This is a genomic window from Pseudomonas sp. W3I7, assembly GCF_030816095.1.
Taxonomy (GTDB): Bacteria; Pseudomonadota; Gammaproteobacteria; order Pseudomonadales; family Pseudomonadaceae; genus Aquipseudomonas; species Aquipseudomonas salomonii.
This window is the reverse complement of record NZ_JAUSXP010000001.1, coordinates 6,330,227-6,354,776: the sequence shown is the minus strand read 5'-3', so window position 1 is coordinate 6,354,776 and position 24,550 is coordinate 6,330,227. Positions and strand designations below refer to the sequence as shown.

Annotated in this window: 22 protein-coding genes and 2 pseudogenes; 15 read left to right on the top strand and 9 right to left on the bottom strand. The window is 61.6% G+C overall.

What is annotated here, in order from left to right:
- Window positions 1-60 precede the first annotated feature (60 nt).
- Genes folE2 through QF043_RS29000 form a run of 7 tightly spaced genes read left to right on the top strand, consistent with a single transcriptional unit; the run spans window position 61 to window position 5,686 of the window.
- On the top strand, window positions 61-957 hold the full coding sequence (gene folE2 / locus QF043_RS29030) for a GTP cyclohydrolase FolE2 (RefSeq protein ID WP_307421115.1): 897 nt from the start codon (window positions 61-63) through the stop codon (window positions 955-957).
- Entirely contained in the window at window positions 954-1,622 is a 669-nt protein-coding gene (locus QF043_RS29025) for a metal ABC transporter ATP-binding protein (protein WP_305456715.1), read from the top strand. The genes folE2 and QF043_RS29025 overlap by 4 nt, the downstream gene beginning before the upstream one ends.
- Window positions 1,622-2,488, top strand: coding sequence for a metal ABC transporter permease (locus QF043_RS29020; protein WP_056860917.1), 867 nt, complete (start codon window positions 1,622-1,624; stop codon window positions 2,486-2,488). The genes QF043_RS29025 and QF043_RS29020 overlap by 1 nt, the downstream gene beginning before the upstream one ends.
- 11 nt (window positions 2,489-2,499) lie before the next feature.
- Window positions 2,500-3,378 (top strand): metal ABC transporter substrate-binding protein, encoded by an 879-nt coding sequence (locus QF043_RS29015; protein ID WP_056860918.1) that lies wholly within the window; start codon window positions 2,500-2,502, stop codon window positions 3,376-3,378.
- Window positions 3,375-3,788, top strand: a complete 414-nt coding sequence (hisI, locus tag QF043_RS29010; protein ID WP_307421114.1) for a phosphoribosyl-AMP cyclohydrolase — start codon at window positions 3,375-3,377, stop codon at window positions 3,786-3,788. Before QF043_RS29015 ends, hisI begins: the two co-directional genes overlap by 4 nt.
- Window positions 3,785-4,345, top strand: coding sequence for a DapH/DapD/GlmU-related protein (locus QF043_RS29005; RefSeq protein ID WP_017135756.1), 561 nt, complete (start codon window positions 3,785-3,787; stop codon window positions 4,343-4,345). The genes hisI and QF043_RS29005 overlap by 4 nt, the downstream gene beginning before the upstream one ends.
- Window positions 4,346-4,348: 3 nt before the next feature.
- Window positions 4,349-5,686 (top strand): dihydroorotase, encoded by a 1,338-nt coding sequence (locus QF043_RS29000; protein WP_307421113.1) that lies wholly within the window; start codon window positions 4,349-4,351, stop codon window positions 5,684-5,686.
- Between the two features lie 191 nt (window positions 5,687-5,877).
- Here the strand turns inward: QF043_RS29000 and QF043_RS28995 are convergent, their stop codons facing one another.
- On the bottom strand, window positions 5,878-6,399 hold the full coding sequence (locus QF043_RS28995) for a DUF3617 domain-containing protein (RefSeq protein WP_017135754.1): 522 nt from the start codon (window positions 6,397-6,399) through the stop codon (window positions 5,878-5,880).
- A 130-nt stretch (window positions 6,400-6,529) separates the two neighbouring features.
- On the opposite strand from QF043_RS28995, the gene cls reads away from it, so the two are divergent.
- A complete protein-coding gene (gene cls / locus QF043_RS28990; RefSeq protein WP_307421112.1) occupies window positions 6,530-7,969 on the top strand; it encodes a cardiolipin synthase in 1,440 nt (479 codons plus the stop codon).
- Between the two features lie 136 nt (window positions 7,970-8,105).
- Here the strand turns inward: cls and cfaB are convergent, their stop codons facing one another.
- The 8 genes and pseudogenes from cfaB to hflK (QF043_RS28950) form a co-directional block, all read right to left on the bottom strand.
- Window positions 8,106-9,290, bottom strand: coding sequence for a C17 cyclopropane fatty acid synthase CfaB (gene cfaB / locus QF043_RS28985; protein ID WP_307421111.1), 1,185 nt, complete (start codon window positions 9,288-9,290; stop codon window positions 8,106-8,108).
- A gap of 87 nt (window positions 9,291-9,377) precedes the next feature.
- Complete coding sequence (locus QF043_RS28980) at window positions 9,378-10,166, bottom strand: DNA-binding domain-containing protein (RefSeq protein WP_307421110.1); 789 nt, start codon at window positions 10,164-10,166, stop codon at window positions 9,378-9,380.
- A complete protein-coding gene (locus QF043_RS28975; protein ID WP_307421109.1) occupies window positions 10,157-11,002 on the bottom strand; it encodes a DUF692 domain-containing protein in 846 nt (281 codons plus the stop codon). The genes QF043_RS28980 and QF043_RS28975 overlap by 10 nt, the downstream gene beginning before the upstream one ends.
- 67 nt (window positions 11,003-11,069) lie before the next feature.
- Complete coding sequence (locus tag QF043_RS28970) at window positions 11,070-11,321, bottom strand: hypothetical protein (RefSeq protein WP_305456732.1); 252 nt, start codon at window positions 11,319-11,321, stop codon at window positions 11,070-11,072.
- Window positions 11,322-11,438: 117 nt separating this feature from the next.
- A complete protein-coding gene (locus tag QF043_RS28965) occupies window positions 11,439-13,325 on the bottom strand; it encodes a cation-translocating P-type ATPase (protein ID WP_058421072.1) in 1,887 nt (628 codons plus the stop codon).
- Window positions 13,322-14,356, bottom strand: coding sequence for a protease modulator HflK (gene hflK / locus QF043_RS28960; RefSeq protein ID WP_307421108.1), 1,035 nt, complete (start codon window positions 14,354-14,356; stop codon window positions 13,322-13,324). The genes QF043_RS28965 and hflK (QF043_RS28960) overlap by 4 nt, the downstream gene beginning before the upstream one ends.
- Entirely contained in the window at window positions 14,353-15,348 is a 996-nt protein-coding gene (hflC, locus tag QF043_RS28955) for a protease modulator HflC (RefSeq protein ID WP_307421544.1), read from the bottom strand. Before hflC ends, hflK (QF043_RS28960) begins: the two co-directional genes overlap by 4 nt.
- A 9-nt stretch (window positions 15,349-15,357) precedes the next feature.
- Window positions 15,358-17,284, bottom strand: a pseudogene (gene hflK, locus QF043_RS28950) (protease modulator HflK).
- A 479-nt stretch (window positions 17,285-17,763) separates the two neighbouring features.
- On the opposite strand from hflK (QF043_RS28950), the gene QF043_RS28945 reads away from it, so the two are divergent.
- The 7 genes and pseudogenes from QF043_RS28945 (at window position 17,764) to QF043_RS28915 (ending at window position 24,387) form a co-directional block, all read left to right on the top strand.
- Complete coding sequence (locus QF043_RS28945; protein ID WP_307421107.1) at window positions 17,764-18,387, top strand: CDP-alcohol phosphatidyltransferase family protein; 624 nt, start codon at window positions 17,764-17,766, stop codon at window positions 18,385-18,387.
- 11 nt (window positions 18,388-18,398) lie between these two features.
- Window positions 18,399-20,153, top strand: a complete 1,755-nt coding sequence (locus QF043_RS28940) for a bifunctional alpha/beta hydrolase/class I SAM-dependent methyltransferase (protein WP_307421106.1) — start codon at window positions 18,399-18,401, stop codon at window positions 20,151-20,153.
- A gap of 2 nt (window positions 20,154-20,155) precedes the next feature.
- A complete protein-coding gene (locus QF043_RS28935) occupies window positions 20,156-21,454 on the top strand; it encodes a phosphatase PAP2/dual specificity phosphatase family protein (RefSeq protein ID WP_307421105.1) in 1,299 nt (432 codons plus the stop codon).
- Window positions 21,444-21,887, top strand: coding sequence for a hypothetical protein (locus QF043_RS28930; RefSeq protein WP_307421104.1), 444 nt, complete (start codon window positions 21,444-21,446; stop codon window positions 21,885-21,887). Before QF043_RS28935 ends, QF043_RS28930 begins: the two co-directional genes overlap by 11 nt.
- A 9-nt stretch (window positions 21,888-21,896) precedes the next feature.
- Window positions 21,897-22,517: a 1-acyl-sn-glycerol-3-phosphate acyltransferase gene (locus tag QF043_RS28925; protein WP_056860933.1), complete on the top strand. Its 621-nt coding sequence runs from the start codon at window positions 21,897-21,899 to the stop codon at window positions 22,515-22,517.
- A 1-nt stretch (window position 22,518) separates the two neighbouring features.
- A pseudogene (locus QF043_RS28920) lies at window positions 22,519-23,452 on the top strand (phosphatidate cytidylyltransferase).
- 734 nt (window positions 23,453-24,186) lie between these two features.
- A complete protein-coding gene (locus tag QF043_RS28915) occupies window positions 24,187-24,387 on the top strand; it encodes a DUF3077 domain-containing protein (protein WP_069785774.1) in 201 nt (66 codons plus the stop codon).
- Window positions 24,388-24,550 lie beyond the last annotated feature (163 nt).

Genomic DNA, 24,550 nt, shown 5'->3' with positions numbered 1-24,550 from the left:
ATCGTCGACTTAATCGTTATAATATAACATGTCTTTTTATTTCCAACGATGGACCTGCTCATGAATGCGCTGACTCTGCCGGATATCGCCGCGCAGGCTTCACGGCAAGCCTTGCCACTCGACTGGGTGGGCATGTGCGGCATCGCCCTACCAATCCTCATCGGCGGCCAATGCCTGGCTGCCACCGCCGATGCCGGCGTAAGCCTGGACGATGGCGAGGCCCGTGGCATTCATATGTCGCGCCTGTATCTGGCCTTGGAAATGCTCGACCAGCAGCTTCTTACACCTGCACTTCTGCGTAATGTACTGCAGCGCTTTCTCGAGAGTCATGAAGGATTATCTAAGAACGCCTACTTGCGTATTCACACGGATTTGTTACTCAAACGCCCGGCGCTGGTCAGCCCGCTGGCCGGTTGGAAAGGCTACCCGGTGTGCATCGAAGCGCGTCTGGAAAACCAGATGTTCCACGTGGAACTAAAAATTGACGTTACTTATTCCTCAACCTGCCCTTGCTCGGCCGCGCTCGCCAGGCAGTTGATTCAGCAGCAATTTCTCCAGGACTTTGCCAACACGCCGTTGCAGCATGAGGACGTTTTGACCTGGCTGGGCAGCGCCAACGGCATCGTCGCCACACCTCACAGCCAGCGCAGCAGCGCCCAACTGTCGATCCAACTGGACGCCAGCCAGAACACGCTGCCGCTTACAGACCTGATCGACACCGTCGAAGCCGCCCTCGGCACCGCCGTGCAAACCGCTGTAAAACGCGCGGACGAACAAGCCTTCGCCTTGGCCAACGGGCAGAACCTGATGTTCTGCGAAGACGCCGCCCGCCGCTTGAACCTCGCCTTGAAACGCTCGGATGCCGTCAAAGCCTTCCACCTGAAAGTGATCCACGCCGAAAGCCTGCACGCGCACGATGCCGTGGCTGAAAGCCGCTGGACGAGAGACTCTGCATGATCACCTGCAACGCTTTGCGCTGGGGCGCCCCTGGGCAACCACTCACCCCTGCGCTCGATCTGAGCCTGGAAAAAGGCAGCCTCACCGGCATCATTGGCGCCAACGGCACGGGCAAGAGCAGCCTGCTCAAAGTCATCGCCGGGCTGCAAAAGCCATTGGCGGGCAACGTCAGCGTGGATGTTCCACGTCGTGGCGGCTTGTCGTTCCTGCCGCAGCAGCAACACCTGGACCGGCAGTTTCCGATCAGCCTGCAAGAGTTGGTCGCGGCCGGTTTCTGGGGCACCAAGCTCGGCCCGGAACAACGCAGCCAGCGCCTGCAAGCCGTGTTGGAAGACTGGTGCCTCACCGGCCTGGAGCATCGACCGTTGATGGCGTTGTCTGGCGGCGAACTGCAACGCGCGCTGCTGGCGCGCATGAGCCTGGCTGAAGCACCGGTTTTGCTACTCGATGAACCTCACGCCGCCCTCGACGAAGAAGGCCAGGCGCTGTGCTGGAAACATGTGCACGCCTGGCACGATGAAGGCCGCACAGTGGTGATCGTTTGTCATGACCTCGCCTCGGTGCGCCACCACACACAGCATGTGGTGCAGATCAAAAACACCGGCTGCGTGTTCGGCCCCAGCAAAGAGCTGATCCGCCCGCAACCGCACATGCAGGTGGCCTGATGCACTTCGCCGCCCACCTGTGGATGCCGTTTCAAGATTTCGTCTTCATGCGCCGCGCCCTCATCGGCGGGCTGGTGCTTGCGTGCAGCACTGCGCCGCTGGGTGTGTTCCTGATCCTGCGGCGCATGAGCCTGATCGGTGACGCCGTCGCCCACGGCATCCTGCCCGGCGCCGCGCTGGGCTTCTGGTTCGCCGGTATTAGCCTGCCAGCCCTGACCATCGGCGGCCTCGGCGCCGGCCTTGGCATGGCCGGTTTGTCGGCGTGGATCACCCGCCGCACCGGCCTGCGTGAAGACGCCAGCCTCGCCGCCGTCTACCCGATCTCGCTCGCCGCCGGCGTGCTGATCCTGGGCATCGCCGGCAAGCGCCTGGACCTTCTGCACCTGCTGTTCGGCTCCGCCCTGGCGGTGGATGAAACCACCCTCACCGGCATGCTCTGGGTCTCGGGTTTCAGCCTGATCGCCATGGGGCTGATCTACAAACCGCTGCTGCTGGACACCCTCGACCCGCTGTTCCTGCAAACCGTCAGCCGTCTCGGCCCACTCGCCCACGGGTTATTCCTGACCCTGGTGGTGCTGAACCTGGTGATCGGCTTCCAGGCTATCGGCGCGTTGATGGTAGTGGGTTTGATGATGTTGCCGGCGATTGCTTCACGCTTCTGGAGCCGGCGCCTGCCGGTATTGATTGCGGTATCGGCGGTGCTGGGATGCCTGTCGGTGTGGCTTGGTTTGCTGCTGTCGTTCTACTACTCACTGCCCAGCGGCCCGGCCATCGTGCTGGTGGCTGGCGGCGGGTATTTGCTGTCCGTGGTTTTCGGCCCGGTGCACGGCTTGCTGCGCCGCCCGCCCTCTCTTACATCCCAATGAGGTGTTTCCCGATGCGCGCTTTACTCGTGCTGTTCAGTCTTCTGCTGCCCTTGTCGATGGCCCAGGCCGCCGACAAACTCCAAGTGGTCACCAGCTTCAGTATTCTCGATGACATCACCCACCAGATCGGTGGCGACCACATCCAGATCAGCAACATGGTCGGCCCGGACTCCGACGCCCACACCTATGAGCCTACCCCGGATGACGCCAAGGCGCTGCTCAAGGCCAAGGTCATCATCAAGAACGGCCTGGGTTTCGAACCCTGGCTGGACCGCCTGGTCACCAGCACCGAAACCAAGGCCACCGTGGTCACCGCCAGCAAAGGCGTGATCTCCCACACCATGGAAGAAGACGGCGAAACCATTCCCGACCCGCACGCCTGGCACAACCTGGCCAACGCCGAAATCTATGTGAACAACATCACCAAGGCACTGGTGGCAGCCGACCCGGCCAACAAGGCCGACTACCTGCACAACAGTCAGACCTACCTGAAAGAAATCTACCGCTTGCTGGCCGAAGCCAAGACCAAGTTCGGCGCGCTGCCCGCCGGCAACCGTCGCATCGTCACGTCCCATGACGCCTTCGGTTACCTGGGCCAGGCTTATGGTATTCAGTTCCTGGCACCACAAGGCCTGTCGACCGAACGCGAACCTTCGGCTGCTGAAGTCGCTGCGTTGATCACCCAGATCCGCAAGGACAAGGTCAAAGCGGTGTTCATGGAAAACATCAAGGACTCGCGCCTGCTCAAGCAGATCGCTGACGAAAGCGGCGCGCAGATCGGCGGCACGCTGTACTCCGACGCCCTCGCCGCCGAAGGCCCGGCGAGCACCTTCACCGGGCTGTTTGAGTACAACCTAAACACCCTGTGCGCCGCCCTGAGCAAGCCATGACCCTGAGCATGCACGACCTGGAAGAGGCTGCCCTGGGCAGCCGCTTTCCACTCGAACCCGTGCTCGACGCCCTGCCGTGGAACAGCGATGGCCTGATTGCCGCCATCGCCCAGCAACACGGCAGCGGCGCAGTGCTGATGTTGGCCTGGATGAATCGCCAGGCGCTCAGCGAAACCCTGGCCAGCGGGCACGTCTGCTACTGGTCGCGCTCACGCCAGCAACTGTGGCGCAAAGGCGAAAGCTCCGGCCACTGGCAACAGTTGATTGAGGCGCGCCTGGATTGTGATGGCGACGCCGTGCTGCTGATCGTCGACCAGCAAGGCCCGGCCTGCCACACCGGGCGGCCGACCTGTTTCTACAACGCCATTGATGGCGATCACGTTCACATTATTACGGAGCCTGTTGCATGATTCGCAAGAACCCTTCCGGCGATCTGCCGGTGATTGCCGAGTCGGCCTACGTCGACAAGACCGCGATCATCTGCGGCAAGGTCATCATTGGCGAGAACGTGTTCGTCGGCCCCTACGCCGTGATCCGCGCCGACGAAGTCGACGCCACCGGCGACATGGACCCGATCACCATCGGCGCCAACTCCAACATTCAGGACGGCGTGGTGATCCATTCCAAATCCGGTGCGGCGGTGACGATTGGGGAGTTCACGTCTATCGCGCATCGCTCCATCGTCCACGGCCCCTGCACCGTCGGCGACCGCGTGTTCATCGGTTTCAACAGCGTGCTGTTCAACTGCGCCGTCGGCGATGGTTGCGTGGTGCGCCATAACTCGGTGGTCGACGGCCGCGACTTGCCCGCCGCCTTCTACGTGCCCTCCACCACGCGCATCGGCCCCAATACCGACCTGTCGCAATTCCCGCCGGTGAGCGTCAGCGCCTCGGAGTTTTCCGAAGATGTCGCGCGTACCAACGTCGACCTGGTACGTGGTTACAAAGCCCTGCAAAACGAGTTCTGAACCATGAGCCGCCTGCTGATCCGCAACGCACGCCTGGTCAATGAAGGCCAGGAATTCGACGCCGATGTGCTGGTCGCCAATGGCCGCATCGAGAAGATTGCCGCCAGCCTTGAAGGCTACAACGAACCCGTGGAAATCGACGCCCAAGGCCAGTGGCTGCTGCCGGGCATGATCGACGACCAGGTGCACTTTCGCGAACCCGGCGCACCGGACAAAGGCAGTTTCTACAGCGAATCCCGCGCGGCGGTGGCCGGTGGCATTACCAGCTTCATGGACATGCCCAACACCAGCCCGGCCACGCTGAACCTCGAAGCACTGGCCGATAAAAAGCGCCGCGCCGCGTTGCACTCGGTGGCCAACTACGGCTTTCACTTTGGCGTGAGTAACGACAATCTCGACGTGGTTGCCGCCCTCGACCCGCGTGAAGTGGCCGGGGTCAAAGTGTTCATGGGCGCCTCCACCGGCAATATGCTGGTGGATGACCCACGGATTCTGGAGCGGCTGTTTGCGCAAGTGCCGACCCTCCTGCTGGCCCACTGCGAACACACGCCGAGCATCCTGACCAACGAGCAACGCTTGCGCGAGCGTTTCGGCGAGCAGATTCCTGCCGTCGCCCACCCGCTGATCCGCGATGCCGAAGCCTGTTATCGCTCGTCGTCGTTTGCCGTGGAATTGGCCAAGCGCCATGGCACGCGCCTGCATGTGCTGCACCTGACCAGCGCCCGCGAACTGGCATTGTTCGAAGACAAACCCTTGGCCGAAAAGCGCATCACCGCTGAAGTCTGCCTGCACCACCTGCTGTTCGATGACCGTGACTATCATCGCCTCGGCCACCAGATCAAATGCAACCCGGCGATCAAGACCCGCGCCGACCGCGACGCGTTGCGCCTGGCCTTGTTAAGTGATCGTCTGGATGTGATTGGCACCGACCATGCGCCGCATACCTGGGCGCAAAAACAGTTGGGCTACCGTGAAGCGCCGTCCGGGTTGCCGCTGGTGCAGCACGCGTTGCCGGCGTTATTGGAATTGGTCATCGACGGGCATTTGCCCCTGACCACGCTGGTGGCAAAAACCAGTCACCGGGTGGCCGATTTATTCGCCATCCCGGACCGTGGTTATGTGCGCGAAGGCTATTGGGCTGACTTGGTGCTGATCAAACCCGAGCCTGAAGGTAAACCCGTCAGTAGCCAGCCGGTCCTCGCCCGCTGTGGCTGGACACCGTTCGCCGAACGCAGCTTTCGCCACAGCGTGAGCACCACGCTGGTGTCCGGCCACCTGGCATGGCACAACGGCCAGGTGGTCGACAGCTGCCAGGGCTTGCCCTTGCATTTTCTGCGCTGACCGACGCCAGCGGGCTTGCCCTAATGCTATTCAGTTAAGAAGGCTGAAGGGTAAAAAGTAACCTGTGGCGAGGGAGCTTGCTCCCGTTGGACTGCGCAGCAGTCCCATGCTTTTAAAGCAAAGAGCCACAGAGAAGGTGGCAACCTTCAATAGTTGTGCACCTCTGCTGCGATCCAGCCAACTCCCACCGTTTAAGCACGGGGTTTTACCGTACCGCAATCGTTGCCCAACCACTGGGCGTGAGTGTCCAGGCTGCCCTTCTGCTGGACGCCAGTGGCATTGAAAGTACCGTTTACCTTGGTAGTGAATTCCTGCTGGCTCTGGAAGGTTGCAACGCCAGTGCCCTGGGCTTTCGGGCAACTGAAGCGGAATTTCCATTGGTTGCCGGTCTTGTCGGTCACTTCCTGCTTGCAGCCCGATTGCGGGTCGGTCAGCGGGATCGAATCAGAGGCGACCTGGGCGGGCGTCAGGCATACCTGCACGCCTTTACCGGCCATGGTGATGCCTTGTTTTTCCAGCATCGCACGCTGCTCAGGGGTCATCTGTTGCTTGAGCTGACCGAGGATCAGCGAAAGGTCCGGCAAATCCTGGTTATCGACTTTCATATTGCTGGTGGTCAATTCCCACAAGCCCGGCGCCAGCATCTGCGCCTGAGCCGCCACGGGCAGCGTCAGTCCAACAACCATGGCCAAACCAAGCAGACGAGCATTCATCGGGTAACTCCTGGGTAATTGTGGGCGTTAGACGCCGCAAAGCCGCCAGTGTTGCACGGCAAATAAAATAGCGACATTCGCTGTGGAACATGGTCTGTTAGGCACTCGATTGCCTGGAGTCATGTCGTTCATGGATTTTTTTGGCCCGCACCTGCTCGCCTACTTCATTGCCACGCTGCACTTTCTCGGGACGCTGGCGGCGATCCACGCGGTACTGACGGTCAGGACCGCCCAAGGCTCGATCGCCTGGGCCTTGTCGTTGATGTTCATGCCTTACCTCACGCTGATCCCGTACCTGATCTTCGGCCGCAGCACCTTCGACGCGTACATCCAGGCACGTCGCCAGGCCAACCAGGAAATGCACACCGCCATCACCGAGCTGAACTGGCGCCCATGGGTCGAAGAAGCCCTGGCCGCGCGCAACTCCAGCGCCTACGGCTCCTTGCGCGCCATGCCCAAACTGGGGCGCATGCCGTGCCTTGCCAATAATGAAGTGCGGTTGTTGATCAATGGTCAAGCCACTTTCAGCGCGATTTTCGAAGCCATTCGCAATGCCAAAACTGCAGTACTGTTCCAGTTTTTCATCATTCATGACGATGAGCTTGGCAGACAGCTGCATGCGCTGCTGAAGGAAAAAGCTGCCGAAGGCGTAGATATTCACGTGCTCTACGACCGCATCGGCAGCCACGCCCTGCCCCACCGTTATGTGCAATCGCTGCGCGACGCCGGGGTCAAAGTCAAAGCGTTCGCCACCCGCAGCGGCTGGCTTAACCGTTTCCAGGTCAACTTCCGTAACCATCGCAAAATCGTGGTGGTGGACGGCGTTACCGGCTTTGTCGGCGGGCACAACGTCGGTGATGAATACCTGGGCAAAAAGCCGCCACTGGCACCCTGGCGCGACACCCATGTGCAGGTCACAGGCCCGGTGGTGGCGTGCCTGCAGGAGTCATTTGCCGAAGACTGGTTCTGGGCGGCGCGCGAACTGCCGCCACTGATTTTGCCGGACACTTACCCCGAAGACGGCGTGCTCTGCCAATTGCTCGCCAGCGGCCCGGCCGATCCGTATGAAACCTGCTCGCTGTTTTTTGTCGAAGCCATTCATGCGGCGACCGAACGCGTGTGGATCACCAGCCCGTATTTCGTCCCCGATGAAGCCGTGTTCTCGGCCTTGCGCCTGGCCGTGCTGCGCGGTGTTGACGTGCGCCTGTTGCTGCCGTCGCGCCCCGACCATCGCATCGTCTACGCCGCGTCCAGCCTTTATGCGATCGAAGCGGTACGCGCTGGCGTGCGGGTATTCCGCTACAAGCCAGGCTTTCTGCATCAAAAAGTCGTGTTGGTGGACAGCGAAATCAGCGCCATCGGCAGCGCGAACATGGACAACCGTTCGTTCCGGCTGAATTTTGAAGTGATGCTGCTGACGGTGGACGAGGCGTTTGCCAGCGAGGTGGAGCACATGCTGCTGGACGACTTCGCCCTGGCCCATGAAGTCAGCCAGGAAGAAAGCCGCGAGACTCGGCGCCTGCAACAACTGGGCATGCGGGTGGCGCGGCTTATCTCACCCATTCTTTGATACAGCACAGAACAAATGTGGGAGCGGGCTTGCTCGCGAATGCGGAGTGTCAGAACCAAATTAATTGGCTGATCCACCGCATTCGCGAGCAAGCCCGCTCCCACATTTAGATCTTCAGCACTTTTATAACCGAGTTTCAGCGGTAAATATCTTCCCGCGTCCACGGCAATTCATGGCTGCCATCGGCGTGAGGCTTCACTGCCAATATCTGATGCAAATTGATCCAGCCCCGCGCAAACGCATACGCGCAACCGGCCAGGTACAGCCGCCAGATCCGCAGTGCCTGCTCCGGCACCATTTTCGCCGCCGCTTCGAGGTTGTCTTCCAGGCGCTCGCTCCAATGATCCAAGGTGCGCGCGTAGTGCAGGCGCAGGCTTTCGACGTCGACCACTTCCAGCCCGACCTCACTGATTTCGGCGGTCATCATCGCCAGGTGCGGCAGCTCGCCGTTGGGGAATACATAACGCTCGATAAACTCCCCGGCGCCACGGCCCACAGGTCGGCCATCGGTGTGCTTGGCGGTAATGCCGTGGTTCATCACCAGGCCGCCTTCGCGCACCGCGCCAAACAGCGTCTTGCAATACTCCGCCAGGTTGGCGTGGCCGACGTGCTCGAACATGCCCACGCTGACTACTTTGTCGAAGCGACCGTCTTGCGGCAGGTCGCGATAGTCGAGCAGTTGCAGGTCGACCTGATCGTCCAGCCCTTCAGCTTTAACCCGCTCCCGAGCCAGCGCCAGCTGCTCCTTGCTCAGGGTAATGCCAAACACTTTGACCCCAAACTCACGCGCCGCAAACCGCGCCAGCCCGCCCCAGCCACAGCCAACGTCGAGCAAATACTCACCCGGCTGCAGCCGCAATTTGCGGCACAGATGGCGAAATTTATCTTGTTGGGCCTGGTCGATGGATTCGCTGCCGGTTTCGAAATAACCGCAGGAATACGCCATGTCCTGGTCCAGCCACAGCTGGTAGAACTCGTTGGACAGGTCGTAATGGTAGGAAATAGCCGCTGCGTCAGTGGCCTTGTCGTGGATCGAGCGCACCGGACGACTCCCCTCGTCGTCGTCGATCAGGGCATGACTCAACTCGTCACATACCCGGATAACCTCGGAGATGGAGCCTTCCAGCTCCAACTTGCCCTCGACGAAGGCTTCGCCCAAAGCATCGAGCGTTGGGTGGGTCAGCCTGGACACGACCGTGGGGTCCTTCACCACGATGGTCACACTGGGCTCGGGGCCCAAGTTGAATTCATGGCCGTCCCAGAGTCGAAGACGCAGCGGTAGCTGAAGATTCTGTAAGGCCGGTGGAAGTTGCGCGAGCATGAGTAGTCCCCCCTTGTTTCAGACGTCTGGAGTGAGGGTAGACCATCCGAAGACAAAGTAGGAGGCTATCGATTTGATAGCCTTCTTCTATGGGGCTCGGCGCTCGAGCAAACCATCCTGGATCCACTGTTTCAGCCATGTCACCGCTTGCAGTGGCGCACCCTCTGCATAAGTGACTACCAGTGCTTCGCACAGTTCTGAAAAATTCCAGCCGGTGGTCACCATTCCCGCCAAGGCACAGGCTTCAGCGGGCTCCAGGCTGCGGTAATGGCACACGTTGTGGTGGCGCCATACCAGGCAAATCTGCGCCGACTCCAGCGCGTGGCTGTCGGGAAATTCCGATTCATCTTTACTCGCCCGCCAGATTGCCACGGTATTGAAGTGACACAGCATCTGCTGCACCGACGGCGCCAGGGTGACCTGCAACGCCGGCCATTCTTCGGGCGCCAGCTGCGCCATATCATCAAGGGCCAGCGGCTCACCCTGCGGCGCATCAAACGCCAGGGTAAACGCCCATTCCAACCGCGCCAGTTCAGCCAGCGGTGCGCTCTGTTCAGCCACCAGGTGCTCGACGATAAACGCCGGAAACCGCTCACCCAGCCAACGCAGGCTGTAATGGGCGGAAGGATAACGGCGCAAATAGGCTTCTGTGAGTGAGGCGAACTCATCATCGCCGAGCCAATACCAAATGGCACCGAAGTCATGGCCCAGCACTTCCTGCAAGCGCGACAGGTAGGCGTTGTGATAAATCGCCAGGCCCGTGTCCACATCCAGGGTCGGCCCGCCCAGCAAGGTCGCGGCGAAACCACTGTTGGCGACTGAGTTTTCAGATAACAGGTGTTGCTCAAAGGCCAGCTGCCAATCGGTCAGGCGCATAACGATCTCCGGGCCAAGGCAGTCGCGCCCAATTCACGGGCCTTGCTCAACTCGGTGAGCAGTTCTTCGAACGGCGGGAAATGGTCATCGCGTTCCAGCAAGGTCGACACCGGCCCCAAGCGTTCAAGCGTCTGCTGATAAAGCGCCCAAACCGGGTCGCACACGGGGTGGTCATGGGTATCGACCACATAGTCGCCGTAGTCCATATGCCCGGCCAGATGCAGCTGGCGGATGCTCTCGGGCGGTAAACTACGGATAAAGGTCCAGGCATCAAAACCGTGGTTGCGCGAGCTGACATACACGTTGTTCACGTCCAGCAGCAGCTGGCACCCGGTCAGATGAGCCAAGGCATTGAGGAATTCCCACTCGGTAAACTCATCGGCCTTGGAGCGCACATAGCTGGAGACGTTTTCCAGCACCAGTGGGCGCTGCAACACATCCTGCACTTGGCGCACGCGGGCAGCCACGTGGTAAAGGCTTTCTTCGGTGTAAGGCAGCGGCAGCAAGTCGTGCAACTGATGGGCACTGCCACGGCTCCAGCACAGGTGATCGGAGATCCACGCAGGCTGGATGCGCTCGGCTAGCTGTTTGATTTGTCTCAGGTAATCGGTATCGAGGGCGTGTGGCCCGCCGATGGACAGGGACACACCGTGCATCACCAGGGGATAACGCTCGGCTATCGCGTCCAGGTAATACAAGGCTTTACCGCCTTGGACCAGATAATTCTCGGAGATCACTTCGAACCAATCCACGGCCGGCGATTGTTCAAGGATCTGCTGGTAGTACTCACTGCGTAAACCCAGGCCGTAACCCAGACTTGTAAGGGAAGCGGACATCACACACTCCTGGGCAAAGTGTCCGCAGCGGTGGGGGGCATCCGCTGCGGGAGCACTGAGTTGCCGGTTATTCGCCGACTTTGCCGCCAGCCGCGTCGCAAGCGGACTTGGTCATGGCCTTGAAGCCGATACCTTTGCAAGCGCCTTGGCCTTTGCAGGCGTTGTCCTTAGTTTTGCAGTCGTTCTGGCCTTTGCAAGACGTCACGCCATAGCAATGCACTTGCGCATCTGCAGCTTGTACCTGAGTGACAACACCAGCAAACAGGGTAGCGGCGGCCATTGCGAGGGCGGCACCAGCAGCAGCGGATTTGAAGTTCATTTTTGTATTCCTCATGATCGGTAGTGGAATCGGTCTGAACGGATTGTTCAGTCTCGACATACCACTAGAGTGAGGTCCCTCACCGGCGTTACAGCCGTGTGCAAATATTTCCGAAAATTATTCATCCAGCTTCAAAAGCGGCTCCTGGAAACGCAGCAAACGCCCGGCATTCCCCAATACCAGCAGGGTGCTGAGGTTATGCAACACCGCCGCAATCATTGCCCCGGCAGCGCCCAGCCAGCCAAACGCGGCGAACACCACAATGGCCAGCGTCCAGCCCAGGCCGATGATCACGTTGACCTGCAACGTGTGCCGGCACTGGCGGCTCAAGCGCACGCAGGTGCCGAGGCGACGCAAATCGCTGCCGATCAGCACCACATCTGCCGACGCCAGAGCAATGTCCGCCCCGCCCGCACCCATGGCCACACCGACCACTCCAGCCTTGAGCGCCAGGGAATCGTTAATGCCGTCACCGACGACCATCGGCCGGAAACCGCTGCCAATTTCCCCCAGCACGCGGTTGAGCTTGTCCTCCGGCAAAGCCTGCGCTTCGACGTCACTGATACCTACGTCGAGCGCCAGGCTGTCGGCTACGCTCTGGCGATCCCCGGTCAGCAGCAGTTGGCGGCCCAGGCCGAGGTCGCGCAGCTCTTGCAGCGCCTGGCGTGCTTCCGGCTTCACGCTGTCGGCCAGCAACAGCCAGGCCAGGAACTGCCCGTTCAACGCCAGCCCGGCAATCGGGCCGTCATGGTTCGGGACTGTCGTCGTGACAATACCCAACTGCTCGAACAACTCCGGTCGCCCCAGCGCGGCCTCGCCCTGCCCGGTTTGCGCCACGACGCCAAGCCCCTGGCGTTCGTGAATATCCGTCAGCACCAGCATTTGCTCTTGCGTGGCCAAACCGGCCAGCGCACGGCTGACCGGGTGACTGCTGGCCGAACCGAGGCTGGCGGCGAGATTCAACAACACCTGCCGATCCGGCGCCGTGGTTTCGATGGACTGCAACCGCAGGGTGCCGAAGGTCAGCGTGCCGGTCTTGTCGACCACCAACGAGGTCAGGTCCGCCAACTCCTCCAGAAACGCCGAGCTGCGGATCAAAATCCCATGGCGCGCGGCCACGGCAATCCCGGCGATCGCTGTGGCCGGCGCCGACAGCACCAAGGCACACGGGCACGCCGCCACCAGCACCGCCAACATCGCCTGGGCGTCATTGGTGACAAACCAGGTCACGGCGGCCAGCAGCAACACCAACACCATATAGCTGCCGGCATAACGCTCCAGCAGCCGCGTGATGGGTGGCTTGGAGCGTTCAGCGTTTTGCATCAGCGCAATGACCTTGCCCAAGGTCGATTCATCGCCGGTGCGGGTCACTTGCAAGCGCAGCAACCCATCCAGATTGATCGCACCGCCAAACACCTGCACACCGACGCTGGCTTCCAACGGCACCGACTCACCCGTGATGGGCGCCGTGTCCAGGCTCGCCTGGCCCGACAGCACCACACCGTCGGCGGGCACGCGATCACCGGCGCGCACTTCGACAATATCGCCGGTGTTCAGCGTGCCGTTATCCACTTCAATAATGCTGCCATCGGCCTGCACCAACCGTGCATGGCTGCGGGTCAGTTTGCCCAGCGCATGAATCGCTTCCTGGGAGCCGATCACGCTGCGCTCTTCCAGCACATGGCCGAAAATCATGATGATCGGCAACAACGCAGCGGTCAGCAGATCACCGGTGGCCCAGGCACCCAGCATCGCCAGGGCGATCAATTGGTCGGTGATGCCATGCAGGCTGGGGTAACGCAGGCTGTACCAGGCCGAGCGCATCACCGGCACGGCCACCAGCAAGGACGCAACGCCCAGCAGTAATTGGCTGACGCCGGTCTGGTCCGGCGCCAGCCAGCGCCAGACCAGGCCAAGCACCAGCAGTCCCAAGGCCAGCATGGCCAGGGTCAATTGCCGGGCAGCGCTGCGCTGCTCGGCGGAGGTCAACATGGGTGCGCTCATTGCTCGGCTCCCTGAATGATCAAGCGGGAGTCGTCTTTAGGGTCGACGGTGGTCACGGAACCTGCCTGGCCAAGAATCTTCGGCAAGCGCTCGCGATACAGACGCAGCAGCAAGCCCGGGTCTTTCACCTGCGCCAGGCTGGTAACAGTCGCGGTTTGCGCCTGGGCGTTGGCCAAGCGTTCGCTGGCCTGGGCGTGGGCAACCTGCACCAGCCGGTCGGCTTCCTGGTTAGCGGTCTGGGTGAGTTTTTCCGCTTCGGTGCGCGCATTGGCCACGGCTTTGTCAGCTTGCTGGCTGGCCGTCAGCACGGCGTTGAAGGCGTTGACTGCCGGGCCTGGCAGGCTCGATTGCACATCCACGCGGGTGACTTCGATGCCCAAGCCCAAGCCCGTCGAAGCCAGCTCCGCCAGGCGTTTATTGATACCTTGCACCAGATCACCGCGCAGCCGCTCACGGCGCTCGGCGGCGCCGTTGTCGGTGCCGATCAGTTCAGGGCGCGCCACCAGAATCGTGTCCAGATCGCGCGCGGCTGTCAGGGCCACCGCGCTGCGCGTGACCAACCGATCCAGGGCTGGCAGCACATGCTCGCCCTGCAACACAAAGGCGTAAGGCTCGGTGACCTTGTAGAACACCCGCACATCCAGCTGCACCACACCGGCATCGCCCGTCAGCAAATAGCCGGAACCGGCCAGCGCGTCGCTCAAAGGCGTGGCAAAACTGGCCACGCGGTCCGCCTGGGTCGCCGCCTCGGAGCGCAACAAGTTCTCCACGCGCCGTTCGATCACACGGTCCGCCGCCGGCAACAGCACCACTTGCTCGAAGGGCTGAGGCCACGCCAGCAACAGCCCGGCGTTCTGGATCCGGTCAAGCGCGCCGAAGTGCAACACCACGGCGCGGTTTTGCGGGTCGATCTGGCGCACATTCGAAAACGCCCAGGCCAACGCCGCCAACACCGTCACTGCGTACAGCGCCAGGAAGGTCAGACGCCCGGCCTGGATCCACGGGCTGTCCGGAGCGTCACGCTCGGTCATGGCTGAAGGTCCTTGGGCCCGTCTACCAATGCACGGAACGGCGCAGCATCGGTGCGCAGGATGATCTTGGTGCCCGGCGTGACCACGGTGCCCAAGGTATCCAGCGAGCGCAGCAGGTTGTACAGCTGCGGGTTGCCGGCGTAGGCACGCCCGTAAATCTGCGCCGCCTCAACCCGCGACTGGGCTTCGATATCGGCGGCTTTCACCGTGGCATCGGCCTGCACGATGCGCGCATCCCGCTCGGCAGCGGAGCGAATCTGCGCCGCTTCCCGCTTGCCTACAGCGGTGCGTTCAGTGGCGATGGTTTCGCGCTCGGCGCGCATGCGGTCGACGGTGGCGGTCAGGGTGACGGAAGGCAACGTCAGGCGCTCGACACCCACTTGCGCCACGCGCACGCCATAGGTGGTGAGCAATTGTTGATCAATCTGCTGGCGCAGCTGGGCTTCAAAATCAGCGATGCGCACCTGGCTGGCGTCGGTGTTGATCAGGCTCGACAGGTCAAAGCTGGCGGCGGTGGTTTCCAGCGCCGAGCCGACGAAGGTGCGAATCTGCCGCGCCGCTTCATCCGGCTGGTTCTGCACCGCACGCATAAAGCGCTGCACATTGTCGGCATCGCCCTGCACCTGCCACGCCACGTAGGCCTGCACGATAATGCGCAGGCCATCGCGGGTGCCCACGTCCTGCAAACCGCTGGAGGTGGTGCGCAGACGCAGGTCCACCGGGATCGCGGCTTCGAACGGCGCCGGCCAGCGCCAGCCCAGGCCCGGCTCCAGCAGTACCCGCGCCGGGTTGCCGAAGCGGGTAATCACCGTGGCTTCACCGGAGCGCACCTGCACCAGGCTCGCCGCAGCAACGGCAAACAACACCAGCAATACCGCCCAGGCCATGCGCCGCCATGGGAATGGGCCAGCGGCCTGTTCGTCGCCATGATGGTGATGATGGTGGCCATGATGATGGTGATGGCCGTGATCGTGAGAATGAGCGCTCAACAGACAGACTCCTTATTGAACGGCTTTACGCGGCGCCATCGGGTCGGCCGGCAAAGTAAAAGAACGCAGATCGATCGTCGGCGCGCCATCGGCGCCCAGGCGGTGATCCAGAATAAGCAGCTTGGCGTGGGCCAGGCCTTGGCTGAGTTGGCCCAGGTACTGTTCCAATACAAAGGCGCGACCCGCAGTGGCGTAGGCTTTTTGTTCGGCGCTAAAACGCAGGTCGGCCGCTTGAGCACCGGCGTTCACCTCACGGGCAGTGGCCAGCGCCTGGTCGCGGGCAGTGCTGGCTTGCAGCAACGCCTGGTTGGTTTGCTCGCTGGCAGCCCCGCGCTCGCGGGAGATCAGCGCCTGGGCGCCAATTTGTGCCGCCTGCACACCGTGATAGGCATTGGCCGCGCCTGCCGGCGGGTGGATCGCTTCGACTACCGTGGCCAAAATCTCCACGCCGCTGTCGAGTTTTTGCAGATCTGCCTGCACGGCGCGGCCCACTTCATCGGCGAGGCTGGTGCGTTGCTCGCCGAGCAATTCGTCAAGGGTGCGCGAAGCAAAGTCATGCACAAGGATGCGGCTGGCGGTGCTGCGAATCAGCGTCGGTACATCCGCACTGTTATAGGTGGCGGCCAGCGCGGCCTTGTCCGTCAGGCCGATGCGGTAGACGAAACGCACATCCATATTGACGATCTGGAAGCTCTGCTTGTCGCCACTGCTGCTGGCGATCACTTGGGATTTGTCATTCACATGGCTGGCGTCCCACAAGCGGTTGGCGATTAGCGGCGCCGGGCCTTCCGCCGAGGCCACCTGCGGTGCGGCGGCCTCGCTGACGCTGGTCGCCAGTTCATGCACCACACCGTTTTCCACGCTCAGCACGCGCCCCAATGGCCAAGGCAACCCGGCATGCAAGCCAGGCCCGAACACCTGCACGGGTTTGGCCGAAGCGCTCATAAATCCCACGGCCTTGCAGGGGCACTTCGTGCACGCCGGTCGACGCCCAGCCTACGGCCAACACCACCAACAGCACCGGCAGAAACGCCCGGCGCATGTAGGTAAACGCCCAGATCTGGCGCAAGTCGATGCCGAAGCGGTTGTGCAATTCGTGCTGCAACGCCAGCAAGGGTTGGGGTGGCCAACGCAGCAGGTCCGCGATAAAGCTCTGCGCCATCAAGCGTGGTTCAAGGCGCGGCTGGCGCGGGCTGAACAGTGACAGCACGCCTCTTAGCAGAAACTCCAGCGCCACCAACGCGGGCAACAGCCCCGTCAACACCGCCAGGCGCAGCGGCCACACGGATTCGGCACCGGCAAACAGCAGGCAGATTGCACTGATCACCAGGCTGACAATCGCCACGCGGCTCAACTGCGCCAGCTGGGACGCTTCCGGCCATTTCGCGGCGGTTTCCTGGGCCAGGCGGCGCTCGAACACCAACAAGCCAAAGGCCAACGCCAGGGCCAGCGCCGCGCCGATGCTCGCCGATTGCCCCAGCGCGGCGGCGGGCAAGGCCAGGTTCCAGAATTCGCTGATGCTGATCAGCGCCAGCAACGACCAGCCACACAGCCATAGCACTGGCGCGCCGACCTGTGACAGCACGCCGCTGCCAAACCGATTGATCGCCCGTGCGAACGCGCCAACCTCTTCGCCGGACGCTTCGATCAGTTCAGCCGTGGGCGTTTCCAGCGCCTGGGCGCGCCAATCCGCCACCCACCACGCCGATTGCAACCCGGCTACCAGCACCAGCAAGGCCGACGCGCAGTTGATCAGCACCACCGGCCAGATCGACAGCGGCGCAAACAGCGCGACAAACAGCGCCAGCACCCAACCGGCCACGGCCAGGGCCGTCAGGCTGATGCCCGCTTGGCGCAATCGGCGGGCATGGAACAGCCCTTGTTGAAAACGCGGAAGGCCTTCCACCGAAGCGCCGTCAGCTTCCAGATCCACTTGCATCCACTTAACGTCCGCTACACACAATTGGTTACGATATAACACGGAGCGTGAAATTTTTGTCCGAAAACAGCGCAAATCCCCGGTGGGAGCGGGCTTGCTCACGATAAAGTTCTGCCAGTTTTTGAGGGCGGCCAATTTCTCCTGTGGCGAGCAGGCTTGCCCTGCGTTGGGCTGCGAAGCAGCCCCAGTGAAGGCACTGCAATTTTCCTGAAAGTACTCAGTGTCTGGGTTTGGGGCCGCTTCGCAGCCCAACGCAGGGCAAGCCTGCTCGCCACAACGGCCCACCTGCCACAGACCTCGTGTCAACCGGCTATGTAGATACCTATGCCCATCGCAGATAAGCCAGCTCCCACATTTGTTCTGCGGCGCTCTCGCAATAGTGATTAAACCCCCAGAAACACGAGCCATCACTGGTGCAGGCGCGGATTAATCGGCACACTCCAAACAGTTTTTCGCGGGCCCATGGACAAGGAAGCGTCATGATTTCGATCTACCAGCTCAAACCGCGTTTTCAGAACCTGCTGCGCCCTCTTGTGCAGCGTCTTTACGACAACGGCACCACCGCCAACCAGATCACCGTGCTGGCCGGCGTCGTTTCCTTGCTGGTCGGCCTGTTGATTGCAGGCTTTGCCCAACACCTCTGGCTGTTTGCGCTGATCCCGCTGTGGATGATCCTGCGCATGGCCCTCAATGCCATCGACGGCATGCTCGCACGCGAATTCGGCCAGCAATCACGCCTGGGCGCCTACCTCAATGAACTGTGCGACGTGATCGCCGACAGCGCATTGATCCTGCCCTTTGCGCTGATTCCCGGCGTGAGCCTGGCGCCGGTGCTGCTGGTGACGTTGCTCGCCGTATTCAGCGAATACGCTGGCGTATTGGGGCCGATGGTCGGTGCCTCACGCCGCTATGACGGGCCGATGGGCAAGAGTGATCGGGCGTTCGTGCTCGGTGTGCTCGCCACTGGCGTGGCGCTGGGCTGGCTCGGCGCGGGCTGGATCGATGCGGTGATGTGGCTGGTCGCCGCCCTGCTCGCCTACACCTTGGTCAACCGTGTGCGTCAGGGCCTCAAAGAACAACAAGAAACTTCACCGATTGCATAAGGATTTTTGCGATGCGCGAACAGCAAGAGCACACCTTTGGTACCCATGATGGCGTCGAGCTTTTTTATCGGCACTGGCCGGCCACTGCGCCTGTGGGTGACGAGCCGCGCAAGGCGATCCTGCTGTTCCATCGCGGCCATGAGCATTCGGGCCGCATTGCCCACCTGGTCGACGAGCTCGACCTGCCGCAATTCGATTTCTTCGCCTGGGACGCCCGTGGCCACGGCCAATCGCCGGGCGCCCGCGGTGACAGCCCAAGCTTCGCCACCAGCGCCCGCGACGTGCAGACCTTTTGCGAACACATCGGCGCCACTTACGGCATAGAAGAACACAACTTCGCCGTCATCGCCCAAAGCGTCGGCGCGGTGATCGCGGCCACTTGGGTACACGACTACGCGCCAAAAATCCGCGCGCTGGTGCTCGCCTCCCCGGCGTTCAAGGTCAAGCTGTACGTGCCCTTCGCCCGGCCTGGGCTGGCGTTGATGCGCAAGTTTCGCGGCAACTTTTTCGTCAACAGCTACGTCAAGGCCAAGTTCCTCAGCCATGACCCTGAGCGCGTCGCGTCCTACGACAGCGACCCGCTGATCACCAAGGCGATTTCGGTGAATGTGCTGCTGGGTTTGTACGAAGCCGCCGACCGGGTGGTCGCCGATGCCCAGGCGATTCAGGTGCCGACGCAATTGCTCATCTCCGGCTCCGACTTCGTGGTGCACCGCAAACCCCAACAGCAATTTTTCGACCGGCTTGGCAGCCTGAAAAAAGAGCTGCACATCCTGCCCGGCTTTTTCCACGACACCCTTGGCGAGCGCGACCGCGCCGTGGCCGTGGGCAGTGCCCGGCGCTTTATCCTGCAAAACTTCACCCACCCACTGGACCGCGCCGCCCTGCTGGATGCCGACAAAATGGGCGCCACCTGCGCCGAGTCCGAAGCCCTCGCCGCGCCGCTGCCGCGTAACTCCCTGCGCGACCTGTACTGGCGCATGACCCGCGCCAGCATGGGCCTGGGCAAGAACCTGTCGGACGGGGTGAAACTGGGCTTCGACACCGGCTTCGACTCCGGCAGCACCCTGGATTACGTGTACCGCAATAAGCCCACCGGCAAGGGCGGCTTGGGGCGGATGATCGACACCAATTACCTCAACTCCATCGGCTGGCGCGGCATTCGCCAGCGCAAGTTGAACGTCGAGGAATTGCTACGGCTGGCCATGGCCAGGTTGCGTGCCGATGATCGCGAAGTGCGCATTGTCGATATCGCCGCCGGTCATGGGCGCTACATTCTCGAAGCCTTGCAAGGCGTGTCGCCCTTGCCGGAATCGATCCTGTTGCGCGACTACAGCGACATCAACGTGCGTGACGGCGGTGCGCTGATTCGCGAGAAAGGCCTGGGGGATATTGCGCAGTTCGTCAAAGGCGATGCATTTGACCGTGCGGACCTGGCGGCACTGGCGCCCAAGCCGACCCTGGCGGTGGTGTCCGGCCTGTATGAGCTGTTTGCCGATAACGGCATGGTCGGCGGGTCGCTGGCAGGTCTTGCCGAAGCGGTGGAGCCCGGCGGGTATCTGGTCTACACCGGCCAGCCATGGCACCCGCAACTGGAACTGATCGCCCGCGCGTTGACCAGCCATCGCCAGGGCCAGGCCTGGGTAATGCGCCGTCGCAGCCAGGCAGAAATGGATCAATTGGTCGAGGCGGCGGGCTTTCGCAAAATCACCCAACGTGTGGATGAGTGGGGCATTTTCACCGTGTCCCTGGCGCAGAAGATCTGAGTATGCGCGAACCCGGCTTATTGAAACCCGCCGTCCTGTGGCTGTTGTTGTTGGCGCCGCTGTTTTTCAGCACCTACGGCTTTGCCACCTGGGTCACCAGCCAGCGCAGCGACGTCGGCACGCTGGTGTTCGGCTGGGAAACCCATATGCCGTTCTGGGCCTGGACCATCGTGCCCTACTGGTCCATCGACCTGCTCTACGGGTTTTCGCTGCTACTGCCCAATACTCGCCATGAGCTGAAACAACATGCGTTGCGCCTGCTCAGTGCGCAAGTCATTGCAGTGAGCTGCTTTTTGATCTGGCCGCTGCGTTTCACCTTTGAACGGCCGGAGCTGGATGGCGTATTCGGTTGGTTGTTTGCGGTGCTGGCCGGGTTCGATAAACCCTTCAACCAGGCGCCGTCGCTGCATATCGCGTTGCTGGTGATTTTGTGGGTCATGTACCAGCGCCACACCCAAGGGTTCTGGCGTTGGCTGGTGCATGGCTGGTTCGCGTTGATCGGTATTTCGGTGCTGACCACTTATCAACATCACTTTATTGACTTACCCACAGGCGCCCTGGCCGGTTGGTTGTGTGTGTGGCTGTGGCCGGTGGAACATCCGAGCCCGCTTGTGAATGCACGGCTGACGCGGGACCCAAAACTATGGCGGCTGGGCATACGCTATGGCCTTGGCGCAGTGGTGCTGGTGATTCTGGCTTTGGTGCTGCGCGGCGGGTGGTTGTGGCTGCTTTGGCCAGCGGTTTCCTTGGCTTTGATCAAGGCGAATTACTGTGTACTCGGCGCGGCGGGCTTCCAGAAGCGCCAAGACGGTCGGCTCACCCCTGCCGCGCGCTGGCTGTATGCACCTTACTTGGCGGCCGCGTGGCTAAATTCCAGGCTGTGGACACGTAAACATCCACAGCCTGACCAGATTGTGGATAACGTCTGGCTTGGTCGAATCCCTGCCACAGGCGAGCAAGGCGCCTTCAAGGCCATTGTCGATCTGTGCGCCGAATTGCCGATTAATCCACAGGGCCGCGCCTATGAATGTGTGCCTGTGCTCGACCTGATCGCGCCAACGCCCGCGCAATGCCTGCAAGCCGCTGAGGCCATTGAACGCCTGCGTTCAAGCGGCCCGCTGCTGGTGTGCTGCGCCCTTGGCTACTCGCGCAGCGCCACCGCCGTCGCCGCGTGGCTGCTGCACAGCGGGCGCGCCGCAACGGTCGACGAGGCAGTGGCTATTATTCGTACAGCACGGGCCGAAGTGGTCCTGCATCCTGCTCACCGTAAAGCGTTGGAGGGTTTGCCCCATGCCCGCTGATATGGAACTTCAGGTGGTTGCCAGCCTGTTGCGCCGTGGCCGTTCGCTGGATCAGTTATCCACAGGCCTGACCGTGGCCGGCGTGTTGTTCGGCCTTGCTCAATTATTATTGGCCAGCGTTTCGACCCTGTGCCTGCTGCTCAGCCTGTGGATGATCATGCTCGGCCTGCTGCAAAAGTACTGGGCCTTGCGCGTGGCCTTCGACGCCGACCTGTTCGCCCTGCTGGCGCGCGACACCGAGCGCACGGCCGATCTCGACCAAGCCTTGCAGAGCCTCGGCCTGCAATCGCCCAAACGCGCGGGCAGGCCCTGGACCGAACGCCGTCGCGGCGCGCTCAAACTGCTGCGCAAACAAGCCTGGTTGCTGGGCGCGCAAGCGCTGCTGACCCTGGCCGTCATCCTCGCCAGCCCTTGGCTACCTTTCGCCGGATAAGGAATCCCCATGTTCGAACCCGTGGTCGCCACCCTGATTACCTCGATGGCCCGCACCGTCACCGGCGCCCGTAGCCTGTGGCTGGGGTGCGCGCCGGTGCCGGTGCAACGCATCTACTTCGCCAACCACAGCAGCCACGGTGATTTCGTTTTGCTATGGGCGTCGTTGCCGCAAAACCTGCGCAAATTCACGCGCCCGGTGGCCGGCAGTGATTACTGGAACCAAAGCGCATTGCGCCGCTACATCATCAACCGCGTGTTCAACGGCGTGTTGATCGACCGCGAGCGTAAAGACCCTGTGGATAACCCTTTGCAGCCGATGCTGGCCGCGCTGGAAGGCGGCGATTCCTTGATCATTTTTCCCGAAGGCACGCGCAACCTGGAGGACGGTTTGCTGCCGTTCAAAAGTGGCCTGTATCACCTGGCAAAAAGTTACCCACAGGCCGAATTGATTCCGGTGTGGATCGCCAACCTCAACCGGGTCATGCCCAAGGGCCGGGTACTGCCGCTGCCGTTGCTGTGCACCACCAGCTTCGGCGCGCCGCTGCAATTGGAAGACGGTGAAGACAAGTCCGCCTTCCTTGCCCGCACCCGCGACGCCCTGCTTGCCCTCGCCCCGGAGCATGTCTGACATGGATAGCCAAACCCTGATGTTGTTCGGCGGAATCGGCGCGATTCTGGTACTCGCCTCCTTGATCGGCCTGATCCTCAAACTGCGCACCCGTGCCACACCGAATGCGGTGGTCGACAACCTCAACGCCCGCATCAATGCCTGGTGGGTGATGGTGGTGGTGATCGGTATCGCCTTCTGGCTCGGCACCGGCGCGGTGATCCTGCTGTTCTATGCAGTGTCGTTCTACGCCCTGCGCGAATTTCTCACCCTCACGCCCACCCCGCCGCAGCGATTACCCGGCGCTGGTGGCGGCGTTTTACCTGGCGCTGCCGCTGCAATACTTGCTGATCTATGCCGACTGGTACGGGCTGTTCTCGATCTTTATCCCGGTGTATGTGTTCCTGCTGCTGCCGATCCTTGCTTCGCTGGGTGGCGACAGCACGCACTTTCTGGAGCGAGCGTCGAAGGTGCAATGGGGCCTGATGATCGCGGTGTTCTGCGTGTCGTTCGTGCCCGCTCTGCTGACGCTCGACATTCCCGGCTACGAAGGCCGCAACCTATTGCTGATCGCTTACCTGGTGATCGTGGTGCAGTTGTCGGACGTGCTGCAGTACGTGTGCGGCAAGCTGTTCGGCAAACACAAGATCGCGCCCAATTTGTCGCCTTCCAAAACCGTGGAAGGCTTTGTCGGCGGGATTCTGCTGTCGTCCCTGATCGGCGCGGCGCTGTGGTGGACCACGCCGTTCAACCCGTGGCAGTCATTCCTGATCGCGCTGCTGATCAACCTGCTGGGCTTCGCCGGCGGCATCGTGATGTCGGCGATCAAGCGCGACCGGGGCGTGAAGGATTGGGGGCACATGATCGAAGGCCACGGCGGGATGCTGGACCGCCTGGATTCGGTGTGCTTTGCCGCGCCGATTTTCTTCCACCTTGTGCGGTACTGGTGGACCTGAGGAACACACACTCTCTCAAGCCCAACACAGATCAATTGTGGGAGCTGGCTTGCCTGCGATAGCGGAGTGTCAGCCGGCATCACTTTTGGCTGTGCCACCGCCATCGCAGCATAGGTATCTACATAACCGGTTAACACGAAGTCTGTGGCAGGTGGGCTGTTGTGGCGAGCAGGCTTGCCCTGCGTTGGGCTGCGAAGCAGCCCCAAACCCAGACGCTGAGTTCTTTCAGGAAAATGGCAGTGCCTTTACTGGGGCTGCTTCGCAGCCCAACGCAGGGCAAGCCTGCTCGCCACAGGAGAAAGTGGCGGCCTTTAAAAGTTGTGTAGATACCCTGGCCATCGCAGGCAAGCAAGCTCCCACAGTGGTTTTGCAGTGCTTTCGAGGGCTAAGCAAAGTCTGAAACCACCGTTCCTACCTCCTCCGTCTCTTTCTTTCGCAGGACATTTCCGAGAGAATCCCAACCGCTTGTGCGCTGCCTTTTCGATGGCTAGTCTGCGTTGGTCACTGTCAAGTCAGTGACCGGGTTTAGCAGCTCGAACGTTTAACATTGGGCGCACAAGCGCCATCTGAAGCATGGCGTTTTTTTATGCCGTCGCTTTATGGTGGCTGTGCGCAGGGCACCCTCGGGTGCGCCGGGTTCCCAATGTTCCGGCCTGCTAACCTGCGTACAGCTGCCACCCATTGTTTAGCAGCGATGGTTGTCAGCTCCAATTACCTACATTGGAGTTACCGCAATGAGCCAAGTAAGACCCGGTCCACCCCATCCATTTTTCATCCCCCACCCCGAGCTCAGCTTCGAAGACGCATTGGTTTATGCCTCAGATCTGCTTCACTGTGCCGAGCAGTTAAGCGACTCGCCCAAGGCTGCGGGCCATCTAATGGAAATGGCCAAAGTCATGGTGGACCGCTCACTGGAATGCATGAGCACCTCATGAAAATGTAATGAGCTCGCTTGCTCGCGATAGCGGAGTGTCAGCCAGCATCAGTTTTTGGTGTGCCACCGCCATCGCAGGCAAGCCAGCTCCCACAGGGTTTTGTGGTGTATTGGGAGGCCCCCGCTCAATCCGAAACCTTGCTTCACGGCCAGTCTTTTGATCG